Annotated in this window: 16 protein-coding genes; 11 read left to right on the forward strand and 5 right to left on the reverse strand. The window is 61.4% G+C overall.

Features of this window, described 5'->3' with window-relative positions; translation table 11 throughout:
- The first annotated feature begins 165 nt into the window (after nt 1-165).
- Nucleotides 166-1,098, forward strand: coding sequence for an L-histidine N(alpha)-methyltransferase (gene egtD, locus ACSQ3N_RS10550; RefSeq protein ID WP_056168050.1), 933 nt, complete (start codon nt 166-168; stop codon nt 1,096-1,098).
- A gap of 13 nt (nt 1,099-1,111) precedes the next feature.
- Nucleotides 1,112-2,368 carry an ergothioneine biosynthesis protein EgtB gene (egtB, locus tag ACSQ3N_RS10555; protein ID WP_056168053.1) on the forward strand — a complete coding sequence of 419 codons (1,257 nt, stop codon included), beginning with the start codon at nt 1,112-1,114 and terminating at the stop codon, nt 2,366-2,368.
- Between the two features lie 27 nt (nt 2,369-2,395).
- On the opposite strand, the gene ACSQ3N_RS10560 is transcribed toward egtB, so the two are convergent.
- The 3 genes from ACSQ3N_RS10560 to ACSQ3N_RS10570 all read right to left on the reverse strand — a co-directional run bounded on the left by ACSQ3N_RS10560 (nt 2,396) and on the right by ACSQ3N_RS10570 (nt 4,581).
- Entirely contained in the window at nt 2,396-2,845 is a 450-nt protein-coding gene (locus ACSQ3N_RS10560; protein ID WP_082516919.1) for an energy transducer TonB, read from the reverse strand.
- Between the two features lie 91 nt (nt 2,846-2,936).
- Nucleotides 2,937-4,220, reverse strand: a complete 1,284-nt coding sequence (locus ACSQ3N_RS10565) for an O-acetylhomoserine aminocarboxypropyltransferase/cysteine synthase family protein (RefSeq protein WP_056168057.1) — start codon at nt 4,218-4,220, stop codon at nt 2,937-2,939.
- A gap of 214 nt (nt 4,221-4,434) precedes the next feature.
- Complete coding sequence (locus tag ACSQ3N_RS10570) at nt 4,435-4,581, reverse strand: hypothetical protein (RefSeq protein ID WP_156372072.1); 147 nt, start codon at nt 4,579-4,581, stop codon at nt 4,435-4,437.
- A gap of 450 nt (nt 4,582-5,031) precedes the next feature.
- Here ACSQ3N_RS10570 and ACSQ3N_RS10575 point away from each other — a divergent pair, with 450 nt between their 5' ends.
- From ACSQ3N_RS10575 to ACSQ3N_RS10595, 5 genes are all read left to right on the forward strand, one after another.
- Nucleotides 5,032-9,612 (forward strand): carboxypeptidase regulatory-like domain-containing protein, encoded by a 4,581-nt coding sequence (locus tag ACSQ3N_RS10575; protein ID WP_436146197.1) that lies wholly within the window; start codon nt 5,032-5,034, stop codon nt 9,610-9,612.
- A complete protein-coding gene (locus tag ACSQ3N_RS10580) occupies nt 9,609-12,884 on the forward strand; it encodes a transglutaminase-like domain-containing protein (RefSeq protein ID WP_436146198.1) in 3,276 nt (1,091 codons plus the stop codon). Before ACSQ3N_RS10575 ends, ACSQ3N_RS10580 begins: the two co-directional genes overlap by 4 nt.
- Before the next feature lie 307 nt (nt 12,885-13,191).
- Nucleotides 13,192-13,923: a hypothetical protein gene (locus tag ACSQ3N_RS10585; protein WP_436146199.1), complete on the forward strand. Its 732-nt coding sequence runs from the start codon at nt 13,192-13,194 to the stop codon at nt 13,921-13,923.
- A 168-nt stretch (nt 13,924-14,091) separates the two neighbouring features.
- Nucleotides 14,092-14,463, forward strand: coding sequence for a hypothetical protein (locus ACSQ3N_RS10590; protein ID WP_156372075.1), 372 nt, complete (start codon nt 14,092-14,094; stop codon nt 14,461-14,463).
- Nucleotides 14,464-14,610: 147 nt separating this feature from the next.
- Nucleotides 14,611-15,108, forward strand: a complete 498-nt coding sequence (locus tag ACSQ3N_RS10595; protein ID WP_436146200.1) for a hypothetical protein — start codon at nt 14,611-14,613, stop codon at nt 15,106-15,108.
- Here ACSQ3N_RS10595 and ACSQ3N_RS10600 read toward each other — a convergent pair.
- Nucleotides 15,032-17,038 (reverse strand): peptidase U32 family protein, encoded by a 2,007-nt coding sequence (locus ACSQ3N_RS10600; protein ID WP_436146201.1) that lies wholly within the window; start codon nt 17,036-17,038, stop codon nt 15,032-15,034. The two genes, ACSQ3N_RS10595 and ACSQ3N_RS10600, sit on opposite strands and share 77 nt — an antisense overlap.
- A gap of 234 nt (nt 17,039-17,272) precedes the next feature.
- On the opposite strand from ACSQ3N_RS10600, the gene ACSQ3N_RS10605 reads away from it, so the two are divergent.
- The 4 genes from ACSQ3N_RS10605 (at nt 17,273) to ACSQ3N_RS10620 (ending at nt 21,305) form a co-directional block, all read left to right on the forward strand.
- Nucleotides 17,273-18,421 carry a branched-chain amino acid ABC transporter substrate-binding protein gene (locus tag ACSQ3N_RS10605; RefSeq protein ID WP_369817154.1) on the forward strand — a complete coding sequence of 383 codons (1,149 nt, stop codon included), beginning with the start codon at nt 17,273-17,275 and terminating at the stop codon, nt 18,419-18,421.
- A 140-nt stretch (nt 18,422-18,561) separates the two neighbouring features.
- Nucleotides 18,562-18,825: a hypothetical protein gene (locus ACSQ3N_RS10610; protein ID WP_056168072.1), complete on the forward strand. Its 264-nt coding sequence runs from the start codon at nt 18,562-18,564 to the stop codon at nt 18,823-18,825.
- A gap of 7 nt (nt 18,826-18,832) precedes the next feature.
- On the forward strand, nt 18,833-20,257 hold the full coding sequence (gene tadA / locus ACSQ3N_RS10615; protein ID WP_436146202.1) for a tRNA adenosine(34) deaminase TadA: 1,425 nt from the start codon (nt 18,833-18,835) through the stop codon (nt 20,255-20,257).
- Nucleotides 20,258-20,315: 58 nt separating this feature from the next.
- Nucleotides 20,316-21,305: an LD-carboxypeptidase gene (locus tag ACSQ3N_RS10620; RefSeq protein WP_436146203.1), complete on the forward strand. Its 990-nt coding sequence runs from the start codon at nt 20,316-20,318 to the stop codon at nt 21,303-21,305.
- Between the two features lie 35 nt (nt 21,306-21,340).
- Here ACSQ3N_RS10620 and ACSQ3N_RS10625 read toward each other — a convergent pair whose 3' ends face one another.
- On the reverse strand, nt 21,341-21,697 hold the full coding sequence (locus ACSQ3N_RS10625) for a hypothetical protein (protein WP_056168081.1): 357 nt from the start codon (nt 21,695-21,697) through the stop codon (nt 21,341-21,343).
- Between the last annotated feature and the right edge of the window lie 97 nt (nt 21,698-21,794).

Here is a 21,794-nt window from a genome sequence, read left to right on the forward strand (position 1 = left end):
GCATCATCCCGCCGCCGCAGAATGTCCCGGCGGTCGTGGGGTTATATTGCCTTTCACGGTCCAGCCTGCGTGCGGGATGGTCGGCTCGGAGACTGTAGGCTCTACGGCGGTTCCGCTCTTTCACCAGCAGTGGCAAGCCATGCCGCGCGAGACGCTTCAAGATCCATGCCTTTGCCCAGCCCCTCCGATGACGCTACCGATGACATTGCGCGCGGTCTGAACCAGCGCCCTGCCAGCATCTCCCCCAAGTACTTCTACGACCAGCACGGCTCAGAGCTCTTCGAAGAGATCACACGGTTGCCCGAGTACTACCCCACTCGCACCGAAACCGCGCTCATGCAGCAGCACGCAGACAGCATTGGCCGGGCCGTGGGCCCGGGCCGTACGCTGATCGAGCTGGGCGCGGGCAACTGCCAGAAGGCGCGCGCGCTGTGCCGCCTGGTGCAGCCGGCCTGTTTTGTGGGCGTGGACATATCGGCCGACTTTCTGCAGGCCGCGGTGCAGGGCCTGCGCGATGACTTTCCGGGGCTGGATGCGCGCGCCGTGGGCGGCGACATGACCCGGGGCGTGGTGCTGCCCGCAGACATTCCGCGCAAGGGGCGGCTGGTGTTCTACCCGGGCTCGTCCATCGGCAACTTCGATCCGCCGCACGCCCTGGAGCTGCTGGCCCACATGCGCGAGCTGATTGACGACGATGGTGGCCTGCTCATCGGCATCGACCTGCCCAAGGACGTGCAGGTGCTCGAAGCCGCATACGACGACGCAGCAGGCGTCACGGCCGCGTTCAACCGCAACGTGCTCACGCATGTGAACCGCCTGATTGGCAGCGACTTCGACGTGCAGCAGTGGCAGCACCGCGCGTTCTTCAACCAGGAAGAGTCGCGCATCGAGATGCACCTGGAAGCCCTGGCCGACGCGCAAGTGCGCTGGCCCGGCGGTGCCCGCCGGTTTGACCAGGGCGAGCGCATCCACACCGAAAACAGCTACAAATACCCCCTACCCGTTTTTACCGACATGCTGGCGCGCGCCGGGTTCTCCCAGGCCCAGGCCTGGACGGATGACCGCGGCTGGTTTGCCGTGGTGCATGCGCGCCCTTGAGGATTTACTCACTATGACCAACATGGATGTGTGCCCCCCGTTGACCGCGCTGCTCTCGCGCTACGCCGCCGTGCGGGACCACTCCGTGGCTCTGGTGGCGCCCCTGTCGGCCGAAGACTGCGGCGCGCAGTCCATGCCCGACGCCAGCCCGGCCAAGTGGCACCTGGCGCACACCACTTGGTTCTTTGAAACCTTCGTGCTGGAACCGAACGAGCCAGGCTTCGCACCGTTCGATCCCGCGTTCCGCGTGCTCTTCAATTCCTACTACAACGGCGTGGGCGCCAAGCACCCGCGTGCACAGCGCGGCCTGCTCACCCGGCCGTCACTCGATGCCGTGCGGGCCTATCGTGCCAACGTGGACCAGCGCATGGCGCGCCTGTTGCCCACCGTGCTGAACGACGCTGCGCTGTGCTCGTTGATCGAGCTGGGCCTGCAGCACGAGCAGCAGCACCAGGAGCTCCTGGTAACGGACGTCAAGCACCTGCTGTCGTGCAATTCCACATGGCCGGCGTACGGCACCGCTGCCGATTCGGCGGGCGACCTGGCCCTGGTGCCTGCCACCGAGCCCTTCGGGTGGCTGACGCTTGACGGCGGGCTGGTGGACATCGGCCACCGGTGCGACGGTTTTGCCTTCGACAACGAAAGCCCGCGCCACCGCACTTATCTCGCGCCGTACGCGCTGGCCTCGCGGCTGGTGACCAACGCGGAATGGCTGGCCTTTGTCGAAGGCGGCGGCTACGACAACCCCGCCCACTGGCTGGCCGAAGGCTGGGATTGGCGCGTGGCCCAGGGGCTTGACCACCCCCTGTACTGGCAGCAGTTGGACAGTGGCGTCTGGCATGTGTTCACCCTGGAAGGACTGCAGCCGCTGCGGGGTGACTTACCGGTGGTGCACCTGTCGTATTACGAGGCCGATGCCTACGCCCGCTGGGTGGGCGCGCGCCTGCCCACCGAAGCCGAGTGGGAGCATGCTGCGCAAGCCGTAGCGGCTGACGGGCATGATGATGAAGGCCACGATGGCCAAGCGCTGGAACAACTGTTCGGCAGCGCCTGGCAATGGACGCAATCGAGCTACGCCGCGTACCCGGGCTTTCGCACCGCCGAAGGCGCGGTGGGCGAGTACAACGGCAAGTTCATGGTCAATCAGTACGTGCTGCGCGGCAGCTCGTGCGCCACACCTGCCGGGCATGCGCGCAGCACCTACCGCAACTTCTTCCCGGCCACGGCGCGTTGGCAGTACACGGGGCTGCGCTTGGCGCGTGACGCTTGAGTCGCTTTACCGGGGCATCTGGCCCGCTCAGGGTTCCATGCGGAAGGTGTGCTGCAGCACCAGCCGGGCGGGCTCGCCGTTGCGCACCAGCGGCGCAAACTTCCAGCGACGCACCGCATCGATCGCCGGCTTGTGCAGAGCATCTTCGCCCGTTCCCGACACTACGCGCGTGGTACCGACCAGCCCGCTGGGCATGACCTCGAACGACACCGTCACGTCGCCGCGCGCTTTTTGCGAGGTGTCGTTCAGCAGGAAAGACGGGTAGCGCGGCAGCGGCGCCTCCAGCAGCGTCAAAGGCGTATCCAGCGGCGGCGACACCTGCTGCCGCAGCAGTTGCTCGTCCTCCTTCTGGCGGAAACTGGTGACGTGGGATTCGGTCACATCCGCTCCGCGGGGCGGGGTGAACAGTGAGGAACTGCAGCCGGCCAGAGTCAGCAGGCCGAGGGTGAGCGGTGCAAGAGTAGATAGGCGGAACATGGCGATGGAGGGTCAGGGCGCCCCGCGATCTGCGGGGCCATCCCGCCAGTATCCCGCAACTGGCATCCGCTGCGGTCGAACGGTCGAACGGTCAGACGGCGTCGAGTGCCTGCACCAGGTCCGCCTGCAGGTCGTCGATGTGCTCGATGCCCACCGACAGGCGCACCATGCTTTCGCTCACGCCTGCCTTGGCCAGCTCTTCGGGGTTGAGCTGGCGGTGCGTGGTCGATGCAGGATGCGTGGCCAACGATTTCGCGTCGCCGATGTTCACCAGGCGGGTGAAGAGTTGCAGCGCATCCAGAAAGCGCGCACCGGCCGCCCGTGGGTCGGCATCGGCGCTCTTGAGCCCGAAGCTCAGGATGCCGGATGCCTTGCCGCCGGATTGCCGCTGCACCAGTGCGTGGTCCGGGTGGTCCGGCAGGCCCGCGTAGCGCACCCATTCCACCTTGGGGTGGCTTTGCAGGTACTTCGCCAGCGCCAGCGTGTTGTCGCAGATGCGGTCCATGCGCAGGGCCAGGGTCTCGATGCCTTGCAGGATCAAGAAGGCATTGAGCGGTGCCAGCGCCGCGCCGGTATTGCGCAGCGGCACCACGCGCGCGCGGCCGATGAAGGCGGCGGGGCCCAGCGCCTCGGTGTAGACCACGCCGTGGTAGCTCACGTCGGGCTCGTTCAGGCGCGGAAAGCGCGCCTTGTGTTCGGCCCATGGGAACTTGCCGCTGTCCACGATGGCGCCGCCCACGCTGTTGCCGTGGCCGCCCAGGTACTTGGTGAGCGAGTGCACCACGATGTCGGCGCCATGCTCGATGGGGCGCAGCAGGTAGGGGCTGGGCACCGTGTTGTCCACGATCAGCGGAATGCCGTGCGCATGGGCCACATCGGCCAGCGCGCGGATGTCGGTCACGTTGCCCAGCGGGTTGCCGATGGACTCGATGAAGATCGCCTTGGTGCGTGCGTCGATGTGCTGCGCAAAGCTGGCCGGGTCGCGCGGGTCGGCAAAGCGCGTGGTGATGCCCTGCAGGGGCAGCGTGTGCGCAAACAGGTTGTAGGTGCCGCCGTAGAGCGTGCTGGCCGACACGATGTTGTCGCCCGCCTCGGCAATGGTCTGGATCGCGTAGGTGATGGCCGCCATGCCCGAGGCCACGGCCAGCGCCGCGATGCCGCCTTCGAGCGCCGCGACGCGCTTTTCCAGCACGTCGGTCGTCGGGTTCATGATGCGGGTGTAGATGTTGCCCGGCACTTTCAGATCGAACAGGTCCGCGCCGTGCTGCGCGCTGTCGAAGGCGTAGGCCACCGTCTGGTAGATGGGCACGGCCACGGCCTTGGTGGTGGGGTCGGGCGAGTAGCCTGCGTGGACGGCAAGGGTTTCGATCTTCATGCGGAGGGGTCTCCCGTTGGATGGAATGAAAACGCTGACACGGGCGCCTGCGGCAGGGGTGCGCGCGGGCGGCAGCGGCCATTCTTGCACCGGGGCGGTGCGCATGGGTCGAATCGTTGGCTATGAGCTTATGCGCAGAATGCAGGCGCACCCCAGCCTGCAGATTTGAAGTGAAAAATGCCTCCAGCGCTTTCTGGTAAAGCGCCAGAAGCTCTCATTTTGAGAGCGCCTTCCCAGGCAGCCGTGCCCGGTAGAACTGCAACGGCACGGCCAGCGCCTCCGTCTCCTTGGCGTGCTGGTTGAGCAACGACTTCTTCATCTTGCCCACCACATGCATCTCGCACGATGAGTCTTTTTCCAATTGACCAGCATCTATGTTTCGGCCTTGATGGCTCCGAAAAGAGTACGTGGGTGCTTGGCGTAATCGCGAGGCTGGTCTTCGCTCTCTTGCTCTTACATGCCGCAAGCCATTGTTGGAGAGTTGTTCATTGCTTACTTGTTACTAATGCAGTTGGCCTGCTTGAAATTATTGATTTTTTGATTAGTACAATTTAGAGGCTTATGTTGTTTTGTGGGTTAATTTTATATTTAATTTTGATTTGCCAATTATTTTCCAAATAATTGATGTAATTTTTGTCAAAAGTCACATTTGCACACAAATGGAAATTGCTCCATAAATAAAATCTGGACGATTTTGTCTGATGAACCGGGCATCGGTCACCGTCCGCGCGAAGCCAATAAATAGCAATAGATCAAGCTAGGTTTCAATGTTGTTGCGCACGATGCTTTGCTAAATTGAGAGAGGGTTTCCATGTGCTTCGCGGCTGTCAGCCGTACAGCCGCTGTGTTTTCGCGGTGGCTGTGCTGTGCTTTTGTGTTTTTGTTTTCTTGCTCCGTATGGGCTAGCGATGCAGCTGGTGTGTCGTGGCTACAGGCGCAAGTCCAAGTCAATGGCAGTCTCGCTCAAGAAGGGGCCTCTGTAGCGTTGCCCTTGCAAAGCCGTGCTGAGACCGCAACAACACTCAAAGCCTTTGTTGGCACTATTTCTCCGCAATTGCTGAACGCTGTTCAATCCGCTGGTGGTGATGCGGTCGAGATAACGGCGAGAAAAGCCTTGACCGAGCTGCTATTGTCCATCAACTCTACTACCTACCTCAACGCATTGTTACTGCAACAAAATGCCGACGGCGGGTTTGGTGCGGTGCAAGGTTATGCCAGCAACGTGCAAGACACGGCATGGGCGTTATCAGCACTGAATGCTTCTGCCGGTGCCAATACAGGTCCTGCGGGGCAGGCTGTGGCCTGGCTCTTGGATGCGCAGCAACTCGACGGCTCATGGAACTTGTCGGCCGATAGCGATGATCTCATTCCCACTGCACTTGCCATCCAAGCACTTCAACCCTATCGACAGACCGCCGTCGTCGCATCGGCGCTCAGTAAAGCGCGTTCTTGGTTGCTGAGCGAACGTAATAGCATGCTCACTTGGGGTAACTCTGTACGCAATGCGCATGCATTGGCCGCCGTGCTTCCAGGGCTAACCAACGCTGCCACTGTGCAAGTCGCCGTTGATGGATTGCGAGCAGCACAGCGCCCTGACGGAAGCTGGGACGCAGACCCTTACACCACGGCCTTGGCTTTGCGAGCCTCCTCTATGGCTCGCCAGCCTGTCACTGATCCCGATTTGACCAGTGTGAAAGGCGTTTTGGTCAATAGCGATACTGGCCTTCCATTGGCGGGCGCACAGGTTCGTTTGTCGCCTGGCAGTCTAGCTGTTGTCACTGATGCACAGGGGCGTTTCGAATTCTTGCAGTTGGACCCGGGTACCCACAGACTCACCATCGATGCTTCTGGCTACCTCTCGCTGTCTGCAGATCTTGGGCTGCTCAAAGGTCAGCAGTTGGACTTGGGCGTGGTCCGCCTTAAGACTCTTACTCCCAGTAGTGCCAGCACCGTCAACGTTTCGGGTGTTGCCAAATTCACCGCCGACGGGGTGAGCTACCAGCCTGCGGCCAACGCCACGGTTTCGGTGGGCAAATGGAGCACGCAAACCAACGCGAATGGCGAGTACGCCCTGGAGGGGCTTCCAGCAGGCGCTATGGATCTCAAGGCGAGCTACTTGTCATATGAAGCCGTCGAGGTCAGTTTCAGTGCCTTGGCAGGGCAGCAAGTCCGGTTGGATCCTGTTTTCCGCCGCAGCGCCGCGCAAGGCATGCTCAAGGTGGTTGTCCGCAACCAGGTGACAGGCGCAGGGATTGGCATGGCCAGCGTGTCGCTCAATGGGCTGATCCGCAATACCAATGCCAAAGGCGAAACAACCTTTGACGTCGGCATCGTAGCCGGAGACAACACCGTTGCCGTGACTGCCAGCGGCTTCGAGGTCCGCATCATCACCATGAAAGTACAGGGCAATCAGACCATCACATTGCCCGTCACGTTGACCCCGCAAAGCGCCATTCCAGGCCAGACGGTATTGCAAGGCGTTGTTTCGGATGCCTCCACTCGGCTGCCTTTACCAGGCGTTACGGTAGCGGTGGATGGCACAGGCCGCACCGCCATTACAGATGCCGCCGGGCGCTACACCATTGCAGGTGTGCCGGACATTGCCGGTTCACGCACCATTTCGATGGAGAAGGCGGGCTATCAACGTTTTGAGCAAACCATCACGCTCGTGAAAGACGGTACGCACCAGTTTGACTTGCCGCTGTATCCCAGCATCAACTCGCAGCAGCCTATTTCCATCTGGGCCAGTGTGACCGACAAAGCAACTCACCAGCCCATTGCTGCAGCTACGGTCACCCTTTCAGGCAGCAATCCGCATGTAGCGCAGACCAATGCACAGGGGGTCTCAGAAATCTCCGGTCTTAATGCTGGGGCCACCCAAGTCCAAGTGTCTGCGCAAGGGTATGACAGCGTGGCTTTTTCGGTGAATCTGGCCGTCGGCACACGTTATGAGCTGCCCGTGGAACTAGTCTCCAGAGCACAGGGCCCCAACCGCATTCACGGTGTGGTTCTAAACGCGCAAAGTCAGCGTCCGGTGGCAGGGGCTAAAGTGGTTTTGGCGGGTGCCAACCTGTTGGAGACGACATCCGGTGCTGATGGCAGCTACGAGTTTGTCAACATCACTCCAGGCCGTTGGAACATTTCTGCAACCTCGTCCGGATACCAAGGCACCAGCAGCGGTTTTGATATTGCTTCGAGCACCGCCACCAACCTGCCGCTGCAGCCTGACTTTGGCCTGGATGCCAACAGTACGCTGCAGACCGTGGCCGTGGGGCATCCGAACCTATCCAATGCAGCCATAGGCTACATGTTCATCTTCGGCGAGCAAGGCACTACTGGGCAGGTTGTCAGCAACGATGGAGCCATCAACTACAGTTTTGTTGTCGATGCAACGGGCGTGGTTGAACTAATGGTTCCCAGCGACCGGTTTTTGAATGAGCCAGGCAAGGTCGTGGACAAGGCTCTGCTGGTGTACGCGAACAAAGGTGTGAGCGCATATTTCTTGAACCGTGAAATGTACAGCACAGATATGTCCTACCTGCTGGACACCACGGCTTTGGGGTCGGAATACCGCATAGTCGATTGGTATCACTCGTTCGGTGATATCCAGTTTTCAATCACGGCGGTGGAGGACGGCACCGTTGCCACCATCACGCCCGTCAGCGACTTGGCGACGGGACAGCGAGCCAAGCAGCCATTTGACGTGAAGCTGCAAAAGGGCCAATCGGTTATCTATACCACCTTCAATGAGATCACAGGCACCCATATACAAGCCAACAAACCGCTGGCTGTGTTTGCGGGAACACAATGCTCCAACGTGACGGTTTATGCGACTGCTTGCGATCACCTGTTCACCCAATTGCCACCCGTGAAGCACTGGTCCAGCGAATATGTAGTGCCAAAAACAGCCAATACCGGGACCGTGGGCAATCTGGTCCGCATTGTGGCCAACACCCCTGCAACGCAAGTGAGTGTGGATGGTGCCTTGGTGGCAACCCTCAATCCGGGGGAGTTTCATCAGCTTACAAACGCGCAAAGCTTCCATCTCGTCGCCTCTGCGCCAGTGTTGGTGGGACAGTTCCTCAAAGGATCTTCGGCCACCACCAGTTCGACCCTTGGAGACCCGGCCCTCACTTATGTGGGGGGAATAGACCAGACCCTATCCGAATACGTGTTCACGGCACCTACCAACCTCTCGCCGTTCAAGGAAAATTACCTGAACATCGCGGTTCCCACCACGGCATTGAACAGCCTCCAACTCAATGGGGTGGCTGTCAATGTGTCTGCCTTCGCCCCTGTGGGCGCCAGTGGCTATAGCGTCGGCCAAGTTCCTATACCGACCGGCCCAGGGCGTATCAAGGCAGCCAAGCCGTTTCTGGCCACCATTGCTGGCTTCAGTTACTTCGACAGCTACCTCACCATCATCGGTGCCAAATATTCTGCCGGTGCCTCGCCCGCCAACATCCGTGGCAGCGTCAGCGTCAGCACCGACAAGCCCTCTTACCCCGCGGATACGGCGGTTCAATTGAGAGCCTCTGTGCTCAATCTTGGCATGGCGCCAACCGCCTTCACATTGGCATTGCGCATCACTGACGCTACCGGCATAGAAGTAGCGCAATTTGCCGAACACGATATGGGTGACGTGGCTGCAGGTGCCTCGGTGCCCTACACGAAAGTCTGGAGCACAGCGCGCTACCCCGCTGGCGCCTACACGCTCATCGCAACGCTGCTGAACACGAAGTGCGAAGTGGTGGACATTGGCAGCGCCTTGTTTTCCATCAAGGCAGATGTCGTGCAAGGTGCCGGCAAAGCTGCGCTGACTGTGGCCGTTGACAAAGCCGAGTACGCGCCCAATGACCGTGTTCGCATTAGCAACCTTGCCCGCAACCTGACGGTCAATGCGCCCGTCGACAACGCCCGGGTTCGCATCACCGTGCGCAACCCCAGCAATGCCGTTGTTTACACCTACACCCATGTGCTGGGTCAACTGCAGGCCGGCGGGCTTTGGTCTAACGACACCCAGCAAGCACTCCAAACTGCGATGGAGGGGACCTACACGGTAGAAGCCGTTCTGATTGGTAGCGGGAACAATCTCAAGTCGGCAATCGTGCTGCCTGCGAATCTGCCCAAGGCCTACGACATGGATGTGAGTTTGGCAACGGCCACCGCTAACTATGTGGTGCGGGCCAATCCTGCGCTAGCACCCGGGGCTCCTGGTGCACCTGGAGCACCCGCCGGCCCAGGGGCGCCAGGTATGGCTACCCCTGTTCCCGTCAACGATCCGTGGTTCCTGTGGCTCATCAGCGTATTGCTGGTATTTGTTGCGACATATCGATTGCGTGCCAACGCGCGCCAGCCCAGCTTGGCGCAACACGGAAGGTCTGTGCCATGAAGGCGCCGCAGAAAACCCCCGCTGCCGCCACCGGCCTTTGCCTGGTACCTGCCAGTGCCATCACCCCCTATTCAAGAGAGAACGACCCCATGCGCCCATCGCAGGCTCCGGCAATCGAACGCGCCCGCAGTCATCACCTTGCCTTGCCCAGTGGGCTGAACCATTCGGTGGGCTGGTTCAAGCGCACGGTGGTGTGGCTGTTCGTGGCCTCCGTGCTCAATACCGTAGGGTTGCCACTGGTGCACGCACAAATAGCGCAGCGCAGCCAGTGGGCGGCACAGCAACGCGTGCAAAGCGGCCAGCCATCAGAGCAATATGCCGACTCCCTGAAGCGATTGACTCAGGTGCTGAATCCCGAATCTGCGTCCGCCAGCATCGCCTCCACGCCCACCCCCATAGCATCCAGCTTGCCCACTGCGCAAACCCTGGATCGCCAAGCCCAGACGCTCCAGCAGGAATGGCAGGCCTTGCGCAATACCTGGCAAACCGCAGGTGTTGAGGCTAGCGTTCTGAACCGCCAACTTGCCCAGGAAGCTGCCTTTGCAGAGAAGCATGAACAATTGATCAAGCGCCTCAAAGCAGTGCAAGAAAGCAGTGGCATCAACCAGGCCTCAGCCCTGCAGGTGCTCAAGGAGTTTGTCGATGCGGAGGCTCCCCGCAAAAACCACCTGCCCGTCAACCTGGACAAGCTGCCTTGGCAGGCAGAACGTGCCGTTCTTCAGCCGGCTGCGCAGGCTGATGACCGCGAGCCCACACCGGTTGAATCCAACGCCAAGGCAGCCGCAGTGCACAACACCAAAGCCGCTACCGCCCCCGGTACTGCGGACTTGGCCTCCACACTGGACGCACCGCACACCGACGCCATCAAGGCCCTGGCGCAAACCCTGGGCCGCAACCCGCACAAAATTTACCAATGGGTGCACGACAACATTTACTACGTACCCACTCAGGGCAGCGTACAAGGCGCGCAAGACACACTGGATAAAAAGTCCGGCAACGCCGTCGATACCGCCAGTTTGCTGTTGGCCCTGCTGCGTGCCAGCGGCATCCCCGCGCGGTACGTGACCGGCACCGTGGACATACCTGCTGCCCAAGCGCGCAATTGGGTAGGCGGTGCCCATACCGTCGACGCCGCCCAGCAGATATGGGGGCAAGGCGGGGTGGCCAACGTAGCGCTGGTTTCGGGCGGGCAAACCAAAACCCTGCGCATCGAACACACCTGGGTGGAAGCCCTCATCCAATACCAGCCGGGCCGCGGCGCCCGCCATACGGCAGGCCAAAGCATCCCCGACACCTGGGTGCCTATGGACGCGAGCTACAAGCAATACACCTTCAAGCAGGGCATGGACCTGCCAAACGCCGTGCCGCTGGATGCCCAGGCCCTGTTGACTGCGGCCCAGCAAGGCGCAGACATCAACATGTCCGAAGGCTGGGTGAGAAACCTCAACACCACCGCGCTGCAAAGCCAACTAAACAGCTACCAGACGCGCCTTAAAGCCTATATAGACAGCCAGAACGCAGGCCAAAGCACCGTGGGCGACGTGCTGGGCACCAGGCAGGCCACGATTGACCAGCTGCCCTATCTGGCAGGTAGCTTGCCCTACAGCATCAAGACACGCAGCCAAACATACAGCGACCTGCCGGCATCCAGCCAGGCGCAGTTCAAGTATGAAATCTATGCAGACGCACGCACAGCTGCCTTGGGAGGCAACCCCCTGCTGACCTGGCAAAGCCCCACGGCGGCGATAGCGGGCAAAAAAATCACCCTGGCCTGGGTCGCAGCCAGCGCAGCCGACGAAGCCGCCATTGCAGCAATCATCCCCCGCCCAGCCCCGGGTCAACAACTGGATACCGGCCTGCTGCCAAAGGGGCTGTCGAGCAGCATCCACCTCAAACCCCAACTTCTGGTAGACGGTCAGGTGCAAGCCCAAGGGCCCGGCATGCGCGCAGGCACCGAAGTGATCGGCCAAGGCAGCTTTACCCGCTACGGCAGGCAGGACTGGGACGAAACCCAAGACCAACTCATCGCAGGCCAGCAAACAGCGCTGGGCGTATCCATCCAAGGCATCAGCCAAAAGCAACTGGAAACGCTCAAGACCCGGATGGAGGCCACCCAGCAAAAGCTGCAGCAAGCCCAGGCCGCGCCAGAAAACCAAAGGGCGGCCATGCTGCAGGGAATGACGGGCGACCAACTCACCGGCGACCTGCTCACGGCCACGCTGTGGGGCTACTTTGCAGCGCTGCAAAGCCACGGCGCCATTGCCAGCGCGCAGGCGCAGATGTTCGACCGGCCAGCGCTAAGCTACGGCCTGTTCCACGCGCAGGTACGGCCCAACAAGCTGTACGGCGTCGTCACCACGGGCATCACGTTCGAGGGGTTGAACATGGACATCGGGCATCTGCGGCACGCCCGGTGGGTCAAAAACGACGATCCCAATGCCGCCATCAACAACAAACCGGAACTGACCGCCAATGGCAAGACGGCAGCGCAGAACCGGTGGATCGCGTACAACAAACTGCGCGGGCAGTACAGCAGCGCCATGGAACACGCGGTGCCAGAGCAGTTCTGGGTGGACAAAACGCAATGCCGGTACGACAACGAACAAGGGCAGGTGCAGAACCCTGCGAAGCAGGACTGCGCCCAAGCCATCTCCGCAGTCAAAGCGATTGCCATCGCCCAGGCGCAAGGCCAGCGCATCTACACGATCAACCAAAGCAACGCGGCTACAGCTTTGCCCAAGCTGCCGGTGGGTGGTACGGTGGGGCAGGAGATCCGCTCTGCCATCCAGGCAGGCAAGGAAGTGACTGTGCATGAGCGGCAAATCAGTGCACACGGGTTCACGGGCTATGGGTATGTAATCACCGACCCCCAAACGGGCGCTGGGGCTTATTTGATAGAGGGCAAAGGCAATGGGGGCGTGCTCCTTTTTACTGCACTAATACTTCTCGGGCTTACAGTTGTGGCATTTTTTTCTGTGCCAATGCTTGGCGCTGCAGTGGGTGCGCTAACTATTGGAATGGGAATAGCTTTGACCACGGCTTTTTCTCTTATGTCTTTGTCTCTGCTGGGAGTGATCGGTGATTTTTGGTGCGCTAAAGGACTTAGTTTGGCTTTGAGTTCAATATTGGGTCAGTCGGCCACTTTTCTGCTGGCTGACCTAGTGGCTCTTGGAGTCGTCACATTCTTAAAACAGCTTATTCTCAATAGTAATGTTGTGAGATTTTTTGGTTGGAATTTGGGTGTTTTTACTTCTGATGCGGTGTGCAAATGAATGACACTTTTAAATTGTTTTTATTGTTTTTTGTTGTTTCAATAATTATTGAGATGGTGGATTACTTTATTAAGCTGAAAGTGGTAAATGAAAATTCTCGAAAATTAATTTTGACTAGATTTTATCTTGGAATTGTTTTTGTTTTAATTGTCGTATTGACATATTTTATTTTTTTCGCGCATTCCGACCTGGCAAACGTGATTATTATATTTGCAACAATCGATATTTTTATGTATTATGGGAGATATATTTCCTTAAATAAATAATGATAAAATAATAGAATGCATGCTTTAATCCCCAAAAGTGGATGCACGACAACATCTACTACCACCCCAGCCAGGGCAGCATCGGGCATCTGCGGCACGCCCGGTGGGTCAAAAACGACGACCCCAATGCCGCCATCAACAACAAACCGGAGCTGACCGCCAACGGCAAGACCGCAGCGCAGAATCGGTGGATCGCGTACAACAAACTGCGCGGGCAGTACAGCAGCGCCATGGAACACGCGGTGCCAGAGCAGTTCTGGGTGGACAAAACGCAATGCCGGTACGACAACGAACAAGGGCAGGTGCAGAACCCTGCGAAGCAGGACTGCGCCCAAGCCATCTCCGCAGTCAAAGCGATTGCCATCGCCCAGGCGCAAGGCCAGCGCATCTACACGATCAACCAAAGCAACGCGGCTACAGCTTTGCCCAAGCTGCCGGTGGGTGGTACGGTGGGGCAGGAGATTCGATCAGCGGTGCTGGCGGGTAAGGAGGTGACGTTTCATGAGCGACAAATCAATGCGCACGGGTTCACGGGTTATGGGTATGTCATAACGGACCCTCAGACCGGGTCCGGGGCTTATCTAATTGAGGGGAAAGGAAGTGGAGGATGGTTCTCGCTAGTATTTAATGCTGCGACGGCATTAATTGTAATAATTGGAATTGCTGGATTTTTTTGCTCTTGCTGGAATAATTGCTCCGATTGCATTTTTGTCATATTTTACTCTTGCCTTGGCTATGTTGGCTATAGCGTCTGTATACCTTGCAGGAGATGATTTTGATTCGTTTAATTGTGGCGGTTTGGCAAGCTGTAATATTCCAAATGTTATTCAAATAATTGTTGCGACTGTTGGTATGGTTGTTTTGTTGTCCTCGTCTTCGCCTCTGGGCGTTATCTTAGGTCTGTGGGTTGCATATGTTTATTTTAGAGGTGGGTATTTTAAATGAATTATAATTTCGGTGCGCTTTTTTATATTTTGAGTATTTTTATTTTTATTTTTATTTTTAGAATAATAGCCAAAAGAAGTTTGAAATCCACGATTGAATTAAGAGATGACGGATTTTTTTATAAAAACTCATTCATAGAAGCAACGGGGCTTTATTCAGGAATAAAAAAAATCTCTTTGAATAAGAATTTTTTCGGCGCTGATTTGCGTATTGAAGGTGCTATTGAGGTGCGTCAAAAATTCTTCGGAGCTAGCGCGAGAAGAGTAATTCAAATATCTGATTTAAGTGAGAAGATTGCGAGAAAAGTTTTTGCGGATATTAATTGTAAGATTATGGAGCGTGAGAGGTTTCAGTCCGAAGGAGGTTGAGCTCGGAGTTAACCGCTACAAAAATTTTGGCCAGAGCAGTTGACGAAGCTGCCATTGCCGCCCCCATTCCACAAATCAGTTCCCGGTCAGCAAGCCCAACAAGCTGTACAGAATCGTCGCCACGGAATCACGTTCCAGAGGCTAAACATGGACATCGGGCATCTGCAGCATGCCCGGTGGGTCAAAAACGACGACCCCAATGCCGCCATCAACAACAAACCGGAGCTGACCGCCAACGGCAAGACCGCAGCGCAGAATCGGTGGATCGCGTACAACAAACTGCGCGGGCAGTACAGCAGCGCCATGGAACACGCGGTGCCAGAGCAGTTCTGGGTGGACAAAACGCAATGCCGGTACGACAACGAGCAAGGGGAGGTGCAGAACCCTGCGAAGCAGGAGTGCGCCCAAGCCATCTCCGCAGTCAAAGCGATTGCCATCGCCCAGGCGCAAGGCCAGCGCATCTACACGATCAACCAAAGCAACGCAGGCACGGCAGTGTCAAAGCCACCGGTAGGCCGCACAGTGGCACAGGAGATCCAGTGCGCAGTGCTGGCGAATAAGGCTTTGGTCAATGTCTACCGAGAGGCCGAGCCTTGTAGAAGGTCAATGGAAGGTCTTTGGCTTGGTTCAGCATTTGACGTTTGATCTTGCCCACCACGTGCATCTCGCACGGCTTGCAGTCAAAGCGCAGGGTGAGTTTTTCCTTGCCGTTGATCAGCATCAGCGGCTCGGCCTTGATGGTGCCCTGCACGCCCGTCACGCCCTTGGCCTGCTTGGGGCACAGGCTCATCGAAAAGCGCACGCAGTGCTTGGTGATCATCAGGCTGACTTCGCCTTCCTCCTCGTGCGCCTCGTAGGCCGCATCGATCACCTTCACGCCGTGGCGCACGTAAAAGTCGTGCGCCTTCTGGTTGAACACGTTGCCCAGGAACGAGAGCGTGTCTTCGGGGTAGGGCACGGGTGGGTCGACCGGCACAGCGCGCTGCAGGCGCGCAAAGTTGCGCGCGCGGCAGTCTTCCAGGTCGGCCAGCGCGTCGCGGCGCAGCGCGTTGAGCACCGACGCGGGCACGAACCAGGGCTCGGACAGTTGCAGAGCGATGTCGTGCACCGCAAAGATGGTGGCGCCGAAGCGGCCGAGTTGCTCGCGCAGGCTGGCTTCCGCTTTGGCGGCGTCCGTGGCGCGCTGGTGGGGCTGCTCTACGTCAGCGCAGCCCACGTTGCCGTCCTCGTCGGTCAGCATCAGGCTGAAGCCGGCCGGCGTTTCGCTCAGGTGCGCCCACAGGCCTATGCGGCGGTCGCTGGACTTTTTCTCCAGCGTGCGCACCCAGTCCATGTCGCGGTTGCGGTTGACTTCGGTGCCCTTGCGCAGATCCTTGAAGCCGTCCATGGGGTCCTTGGGGTACACCCGCCACTGGCCCACGCTGCGCGCGGACACGGGCTCGGCCACGTTGATGGCCATGCCCACCAGCTCCTTGTGCAGGTCGTAGTAGCACAGGCCGTCGCCGTTGTGCAGCACGGTGGCGGGGTCGCTCACCTCCAGCTCGACGAAGTCCGGCCCCACCTTGGTCACCCAGCCGATGGCCTGGCCCGGGTTCTTGGGGGTGTCGAATGCGCCGATGTCTTCCTTGCGGCCGGTCACGAAGTAGTCGGTGAACTCGCGGTTGAAGTTCTGCAGCGGGTCGGGCGTGAAGGTGAAGGTGGTGGCGCCGCTGGAAGAGCGCGACAGAGGCCGGCCGGCACTCTCGCGCTCTTGCAGGATCTCGTCGATCAGCGTGCGGTAGTGGGCGGTGATGTTCTTCACGTAGCCCATGTCCTTGTAGCGCCCCTCGATCTTGAAGCTGCGCACCCCGGCGTCGATGAGCGCGCGCAGGTTGTCGCTCTGGTTGTTGTCCTTCATGGAGAGTACGTGCTTGTCGTGCGCGATGAAGCGGCCCTGCGCGTCGGTCACCTGGTAGGGCAGGCGGCAGGCCTGGCTGCAGTCGCCCCGGTTTGCGCTGCGGCCGGTCTGCGCATGGCTGATGTTGCACTGGCCGCTGTAGGCCACGCACAGCGCGCCGTGGATGAAGAACTCGATGTTGGCGCGTCCCGGCGCATCCACCGGCCCCAGCGCCTTGTGCACGGCGGCGATCTGCTGCACCGTGAGCTCGCGCGCCAGCACGATCTGCGACAGGCCCGCGTCCTGCAGAAAGCGCGCCTTCTCGGGCGTGCGGATGTCTGTCTGGGTGCTGGCGTGCAGCTGGATGGGCGGCATGTCGTCCATCGCCAGCAGGGCCATATCCTGGATGATGAGCGCGTCGGCACCGGCCTCGTACACCTGCCAGGCCATCTGCCGCGCGGCGTCGAGCTCGTCGTCGCGCAGGATGGTGTTCAGGGTGATGAAGATGCGGCTGTTGAAGCGGTGCGCGTGCTTGACCAGGCGCTCGATGTCCCGGATGTCGTTGCCCGCGCCGGCCCGTGCGCCGAAGGCCGGGCCGCCGATGTAGACGGCATCGGCGCCGTGGTTGATGGCTTCGATGCCGATGTCGGCGTCGCGCGCGGGCGAGAGCAGTTCAAGCTGGTGGGGCAGGAGGGACATGGGGCGTGATTATCCCAGCCATGCTGCGGTGTGGGGCATCCGGATGCGCAGGTCCGAGTGCGGTATTGCCACTATTAGCCCGCTTAATGACCCGCCAACTTGCTATGTTTACATAGCATTTATGCGCCAACAGCGTCTCAGGTGGCTAGGATGCGGGGCCGCGCTGTGCCCCAAGGTGGTGCATGGTGCCGGGCTTGACCCTTTGCCACCATTCTATTTCTGGAGACTTCCAACGTGTTTCGCCGTGCTTCCCGCCCCTTCGTGCAATTGACCATCGCCGCAGCCTGCGCTGCGGCTGCCCAAGCGGCTCTCGCCCAGGACGTCCAGACCGTCAAGATCGCCCACGCAGGCCCCGTGTCGGGCGGCATCGCCCACATCGGCAAGGACACCGAAAACGGCGTGCGCCTGGCCATCGACGACCTGAACGCGCAGAACCTGGTCATCGGCGGCAAGAAGATCAAGTTCGAGCTGGCGGCCGAAGACGACGCGGGCGACCCGCGCCAGGCCACCGCCGTGGCGCAAAAGCTGTGCGACCAGAAGGTGGCGGGCGTGGTGGGGCACCTGCAGTCGGGCACGTCCATCCCTGCAGCCGCCATCTACGACAAGTGCGGCGTGCCGCACATCACGGCGGCGGCCACCAACCCGGACCTGACCAAGCCCGGCTACAAGACCACCTACCGCCTGATCGCCAACGACAGCGCGCTGGGCGCGGCGCTGGCGATCTTCTCCGCCGACCACTTGAAGCTCAAGTCCGTGGCCATCATCGACGACCGCACGGCGTACGGCCAGGGCGTGGCCTCGGTGTTCAAGGCCACCGCGCTGCAAAAGGGCCTGAAGGTGGTGGGCGAGGAGTTCACCAACGACAAGTCCACCGACTTCATGGCCATCCTCACCTCCATCAAGAACAAGAAGCCCGACGCGATCTTCTACGGCGGCCTGGATGCGCAGGCCGGCCCCATGCTGCGCCAGATGGAGCAGTTGGGCTTGGGGCAGGTCAAGTTCTTCGGCGGCGACGCGCTGTGCACCGAAAAGCTGCCCGAGCTGTCGGGCAAGAGCCCCGCGCTCAAGAACGTGACCTGCGCCACGGGCGGAGCGTCCGTCGACAAGATGCAGGGCGGCGCCGACTGGAAGAAGCGCTACGACGCCAAGTTCCCCGGCCAGTTCCAGATCTACAGCCCCTACGCCTACGACGCCGCCATGGTGCTGGCCGACGCGATGAAGCGCGCCAACTCGGTGGACCCCAAGGTGTACATCCCCTTCATCGGCAAGACCGAGTACAAAGGCGTGACCGCCAACATCGCCTTCACCGCCAAGGGCGAGCTGACCACGCCTGCCGTGACGCTGTACACGTACAAGGACGGCAACCGGGTTGCGCTGAACTGAAGCTCTGCGTGGCGGTGAGCGCTTCCCCACCGGGTGGCGCTCTCGCCGCAGCCGCCGCCTTCGCCGAATGCGCCGCTGCCGACGGTTGGCGGGGCATCCCGGTTTACAGTGCAGGCCTGCACAGCATCAGGAGCACAGGCATGCGGGGATTGTTCGGTTTGGTCGGGTTGGTCGTGGTGCTGGGCATCGTCGGTATCGTGGCCAAGAAACAGCTGTCGGCCACGCGCGCGCCGGCCGCTGCGCTGCAGCAGGCGCCTGCGCCGGGCACCGGGGCGTCGGCCCCCGTGATCAACCCCACGGGCAATGTGCGCGAGCAAAGCCAGCAGGTGCAGCAGCAAGTCCAGCAGCAGCTCGACGACATCATGAAGCAGCGCACCCAAAACCTCCCTGAAGCCGACAAGTGATGCGGACATGACAGCCGCAGCAGTGTCGAGCGACGAAGACGGCATGCGCCTGGCGCTGGCCGAGGCACAGGCCGCCTTCGACGCGGGCGAGGTGCCCGTGGGCGCCGTGGTCGTCAAGGATGGCCAGGTGATTGCCACCGGCCGCAATGCCCCCGTGCAGTCCCACGATCCCACGGCCCACGCAGAGATCGTGGCACTGCGGGCTGCGGCGCAGCGCCTGGGCAACTACCGGCTCGACGGCTGCACGCTGTACGTCACGCTGGAGCCCTGCGCCATGTGCAGCGGCGCCATGCTGCATGCGCGCTTAGCGCGGGTTGTGTACGGCGCTACGGAGCCCAAGACTGGCGCCGCAGGCTCGGTGCTGGACCTGTTTGCGCACACCGCCATCAACCACCAGACCGGCGTGCAGGGCGGGGTGTTGGCGGCCGAATGCAGCGCGCTGCTCACCGGCTTCTTCGGCGCCCGGCGCAGCCAGCAGCGCGCCGATGCACGGGCCCGCCACCCTTTGCGCGACGATGCGCTGCGCACGCCCGATGCCGCCTTTGCCGATCTGCCGGGCTACCCGTGGGCACCCCGGTACGTCAGCGACCTGCCTACCCTGGCGGGCCTGCGCATGCACTACGTGGACGAAGGCCCGGCGGATGCGCCCCGCACCTGGCTGTGCCTGCACGGCAATCCGGCCTGGAGCTACCTGTACCGGCACATGCTGCCGGTGTTTGTGGCCGCGGGCGACCGCGTGGTGGCGCCCGACCTGATCGGCTTCGGCAAGAGCGACAAGCCCAAGAAAGAGGCCGTGCACCAGTTCGAGTGGCACCGCCAGGTGCTGCTGGAGCTGGTCGAGCGGCTTGACCTGTGCAACGTGGTGCTGGTGGTGCAGGACTGGGGCGGCATTCTGGGGCTGACCTTGCCCATGGCCTGCCCGGACCGTTTTGCGGGCCTGCTGGTGATGAACACGGTGCTGGCCACGGGCGATGCGCCGCTGCCTGACGGGTTTGTCGACTGGCGCGCGATGTGCCGCGACAAGCCGCTGTACGGCGTGGGGCGCCTGCTCGCACGCGGCAACCCGCACCTGACCGCCGCCGAATGCGCGGCGTACGACGCGCCGTTTCCGGACAAGGGCTATCGCGCCGCGCTGCGCGCGTTCCCCGAGCGCGTGCCGGACCGCACCGATGCGCCCGGCGCGGCGCTGTCCCGCCAGGCGCGTGACTTCTGGCAGCACCAGTGGCAGGGCCAGAGCCTGATGGTCATCGGCGCGCGGGACCCGGTGCTGGGACCCGCCACCATGCACGGGCTGCACCGCCACATTCGCGGCTGCCCCGCGCCGACGGTGCTGCCAGACGCCGGGCACTTCGTGCAGGAGCAGGGCGGCGCGATCGCCCGGCAGGCTGTGGAATACTTCTCGTTTCCCGGGGCCGGCCGCTCTGCCGGCTGACCTGGCCCCGCACGACCCCTCTTTTTGACGGAGCAGGCCGCTTCACGGCCTGAGCGCTTTGCACGACCACGCACACGATCACGACCATTCCGAGTGCAGCCACGACCACGGCCCCCAGCACATCTACATCTACTCGCCCTCCAGCGCCGTGCGCGACAAGGCCGCGTTCAAGCGCGGCATCGCCCGCCTGAAGGCGCTGGGCCATGAGGTGGAGGTGGATGTGGACGCGCTGGCCACGCACACCCGCTTTGCAGGCGATGACGACACGCGCCTGGCCGCCATCCACCGCGCGGCGGCCAGCGGCGCCGATGTGGCGCTGATCTCGCGCGGCGGCTACGGCCTGTCGCGCATCCTGCCGGGCATTCGCTACAAGGCGGTGGCCAAGGCCATCGCGGGCGGCATGCGCTTCGTAGGGGTCAGCGACTTCACGGCGTTCCAGATGGCGCTGCTGGCCAAGACCGGCGCGACCTCGTGGGCGGGCCCGTCGCTGGGCGCCGACTTCGGCGTAGCGGGCGAACCGGACGACATCATGGAAGCCTGTTTCGACGACTTGCTCACCGGCCACGGCGAAGGCACGGGCTGGCGCATGAACAAGGAAAAGCCCAACGCCACCACCGGCAAGCCCGCAGTGCCCAACGTGTACGTGAAAAGCGCCACGCTGTGGGGCGGCAACCTGGCGGTGCTGGCCTCGCTGGTGGGCACGCCGTACCTGCCGGCCATCAAGGGCGGTGTTCTGTTCATCGAAGACGTGCACGAGCATCCCTACCGCATCGAGCGCATGCTCACCCAGTTGCTGCACGCCGGGGTGCTGGCCCAGCAAAAGGCTGTGGTGCTGGGGCAGTTCACCAACTTCAAGCTTGCGCCGCACGACAAGGGCTACAAGCTGCAGTCGGTGGTGGACTGGCTGCGCACGCAGATCAAGGCGCCGGTGCTGACCAACCTGCCGTTCGGCCATGTGGAGACCAAGGTCCTGCTGCCCGTGGGCGCCACGGTGTCGCTGTCGGTGGAAGAGCGCGATGCGCTGATCTACTGGGGGCACCAGAGCTGACGCTGGCCTTGGAGGGCTGAGCGCTTGCGCGGCGCTCAGTGCATGGGCGGCAGATGGGGCGCCTGCGGCGGGCGCGGCGACCGCGGCAGTTGGCCTTGGAACAGGATGGTGAGCTCATCGATGGTCCGCTGCGCGCTGATGTCGCCGCGCAGCAGTAGCAGCGTCTTGAACAGGTCGATGCGCAGGTACCACAGCGCCTCGATGTCCGCGGCGTAGCGCAGGCGCATGCTCATCCGGGCGACTTCGCACCCTGTCGTGCCCATCAGGCTTTGCAGCATGGCCCGGCGCACGTCCTCCAGGCCCTGGTCGCGCACCCACGCCGTGGACGACGGCTTGTCACGGCCGAGCAGGTCGTGCAGGTTGTTGCGAAGGTTGGGCTTGTTGAACCGCATGGCGGGTGCGCGTGAAGGGTTTATGTAACAGGGCCGGCCAAATTACGCGGGAGCACCCATCGGCGCAAGGGGAGTGCTCCTCGTTTTGCGTAAAGAC

Source organism: Acidovorax sp. LjRoot194, from assembly GCF_964253015.1.
In the GTDB taxonomy this organism is placed as follows: Bacteria; Pseudomonadota; Gammaproteobacteria; order Burkholderiales; family Burkholderiaceae_C; genus Acidovorax.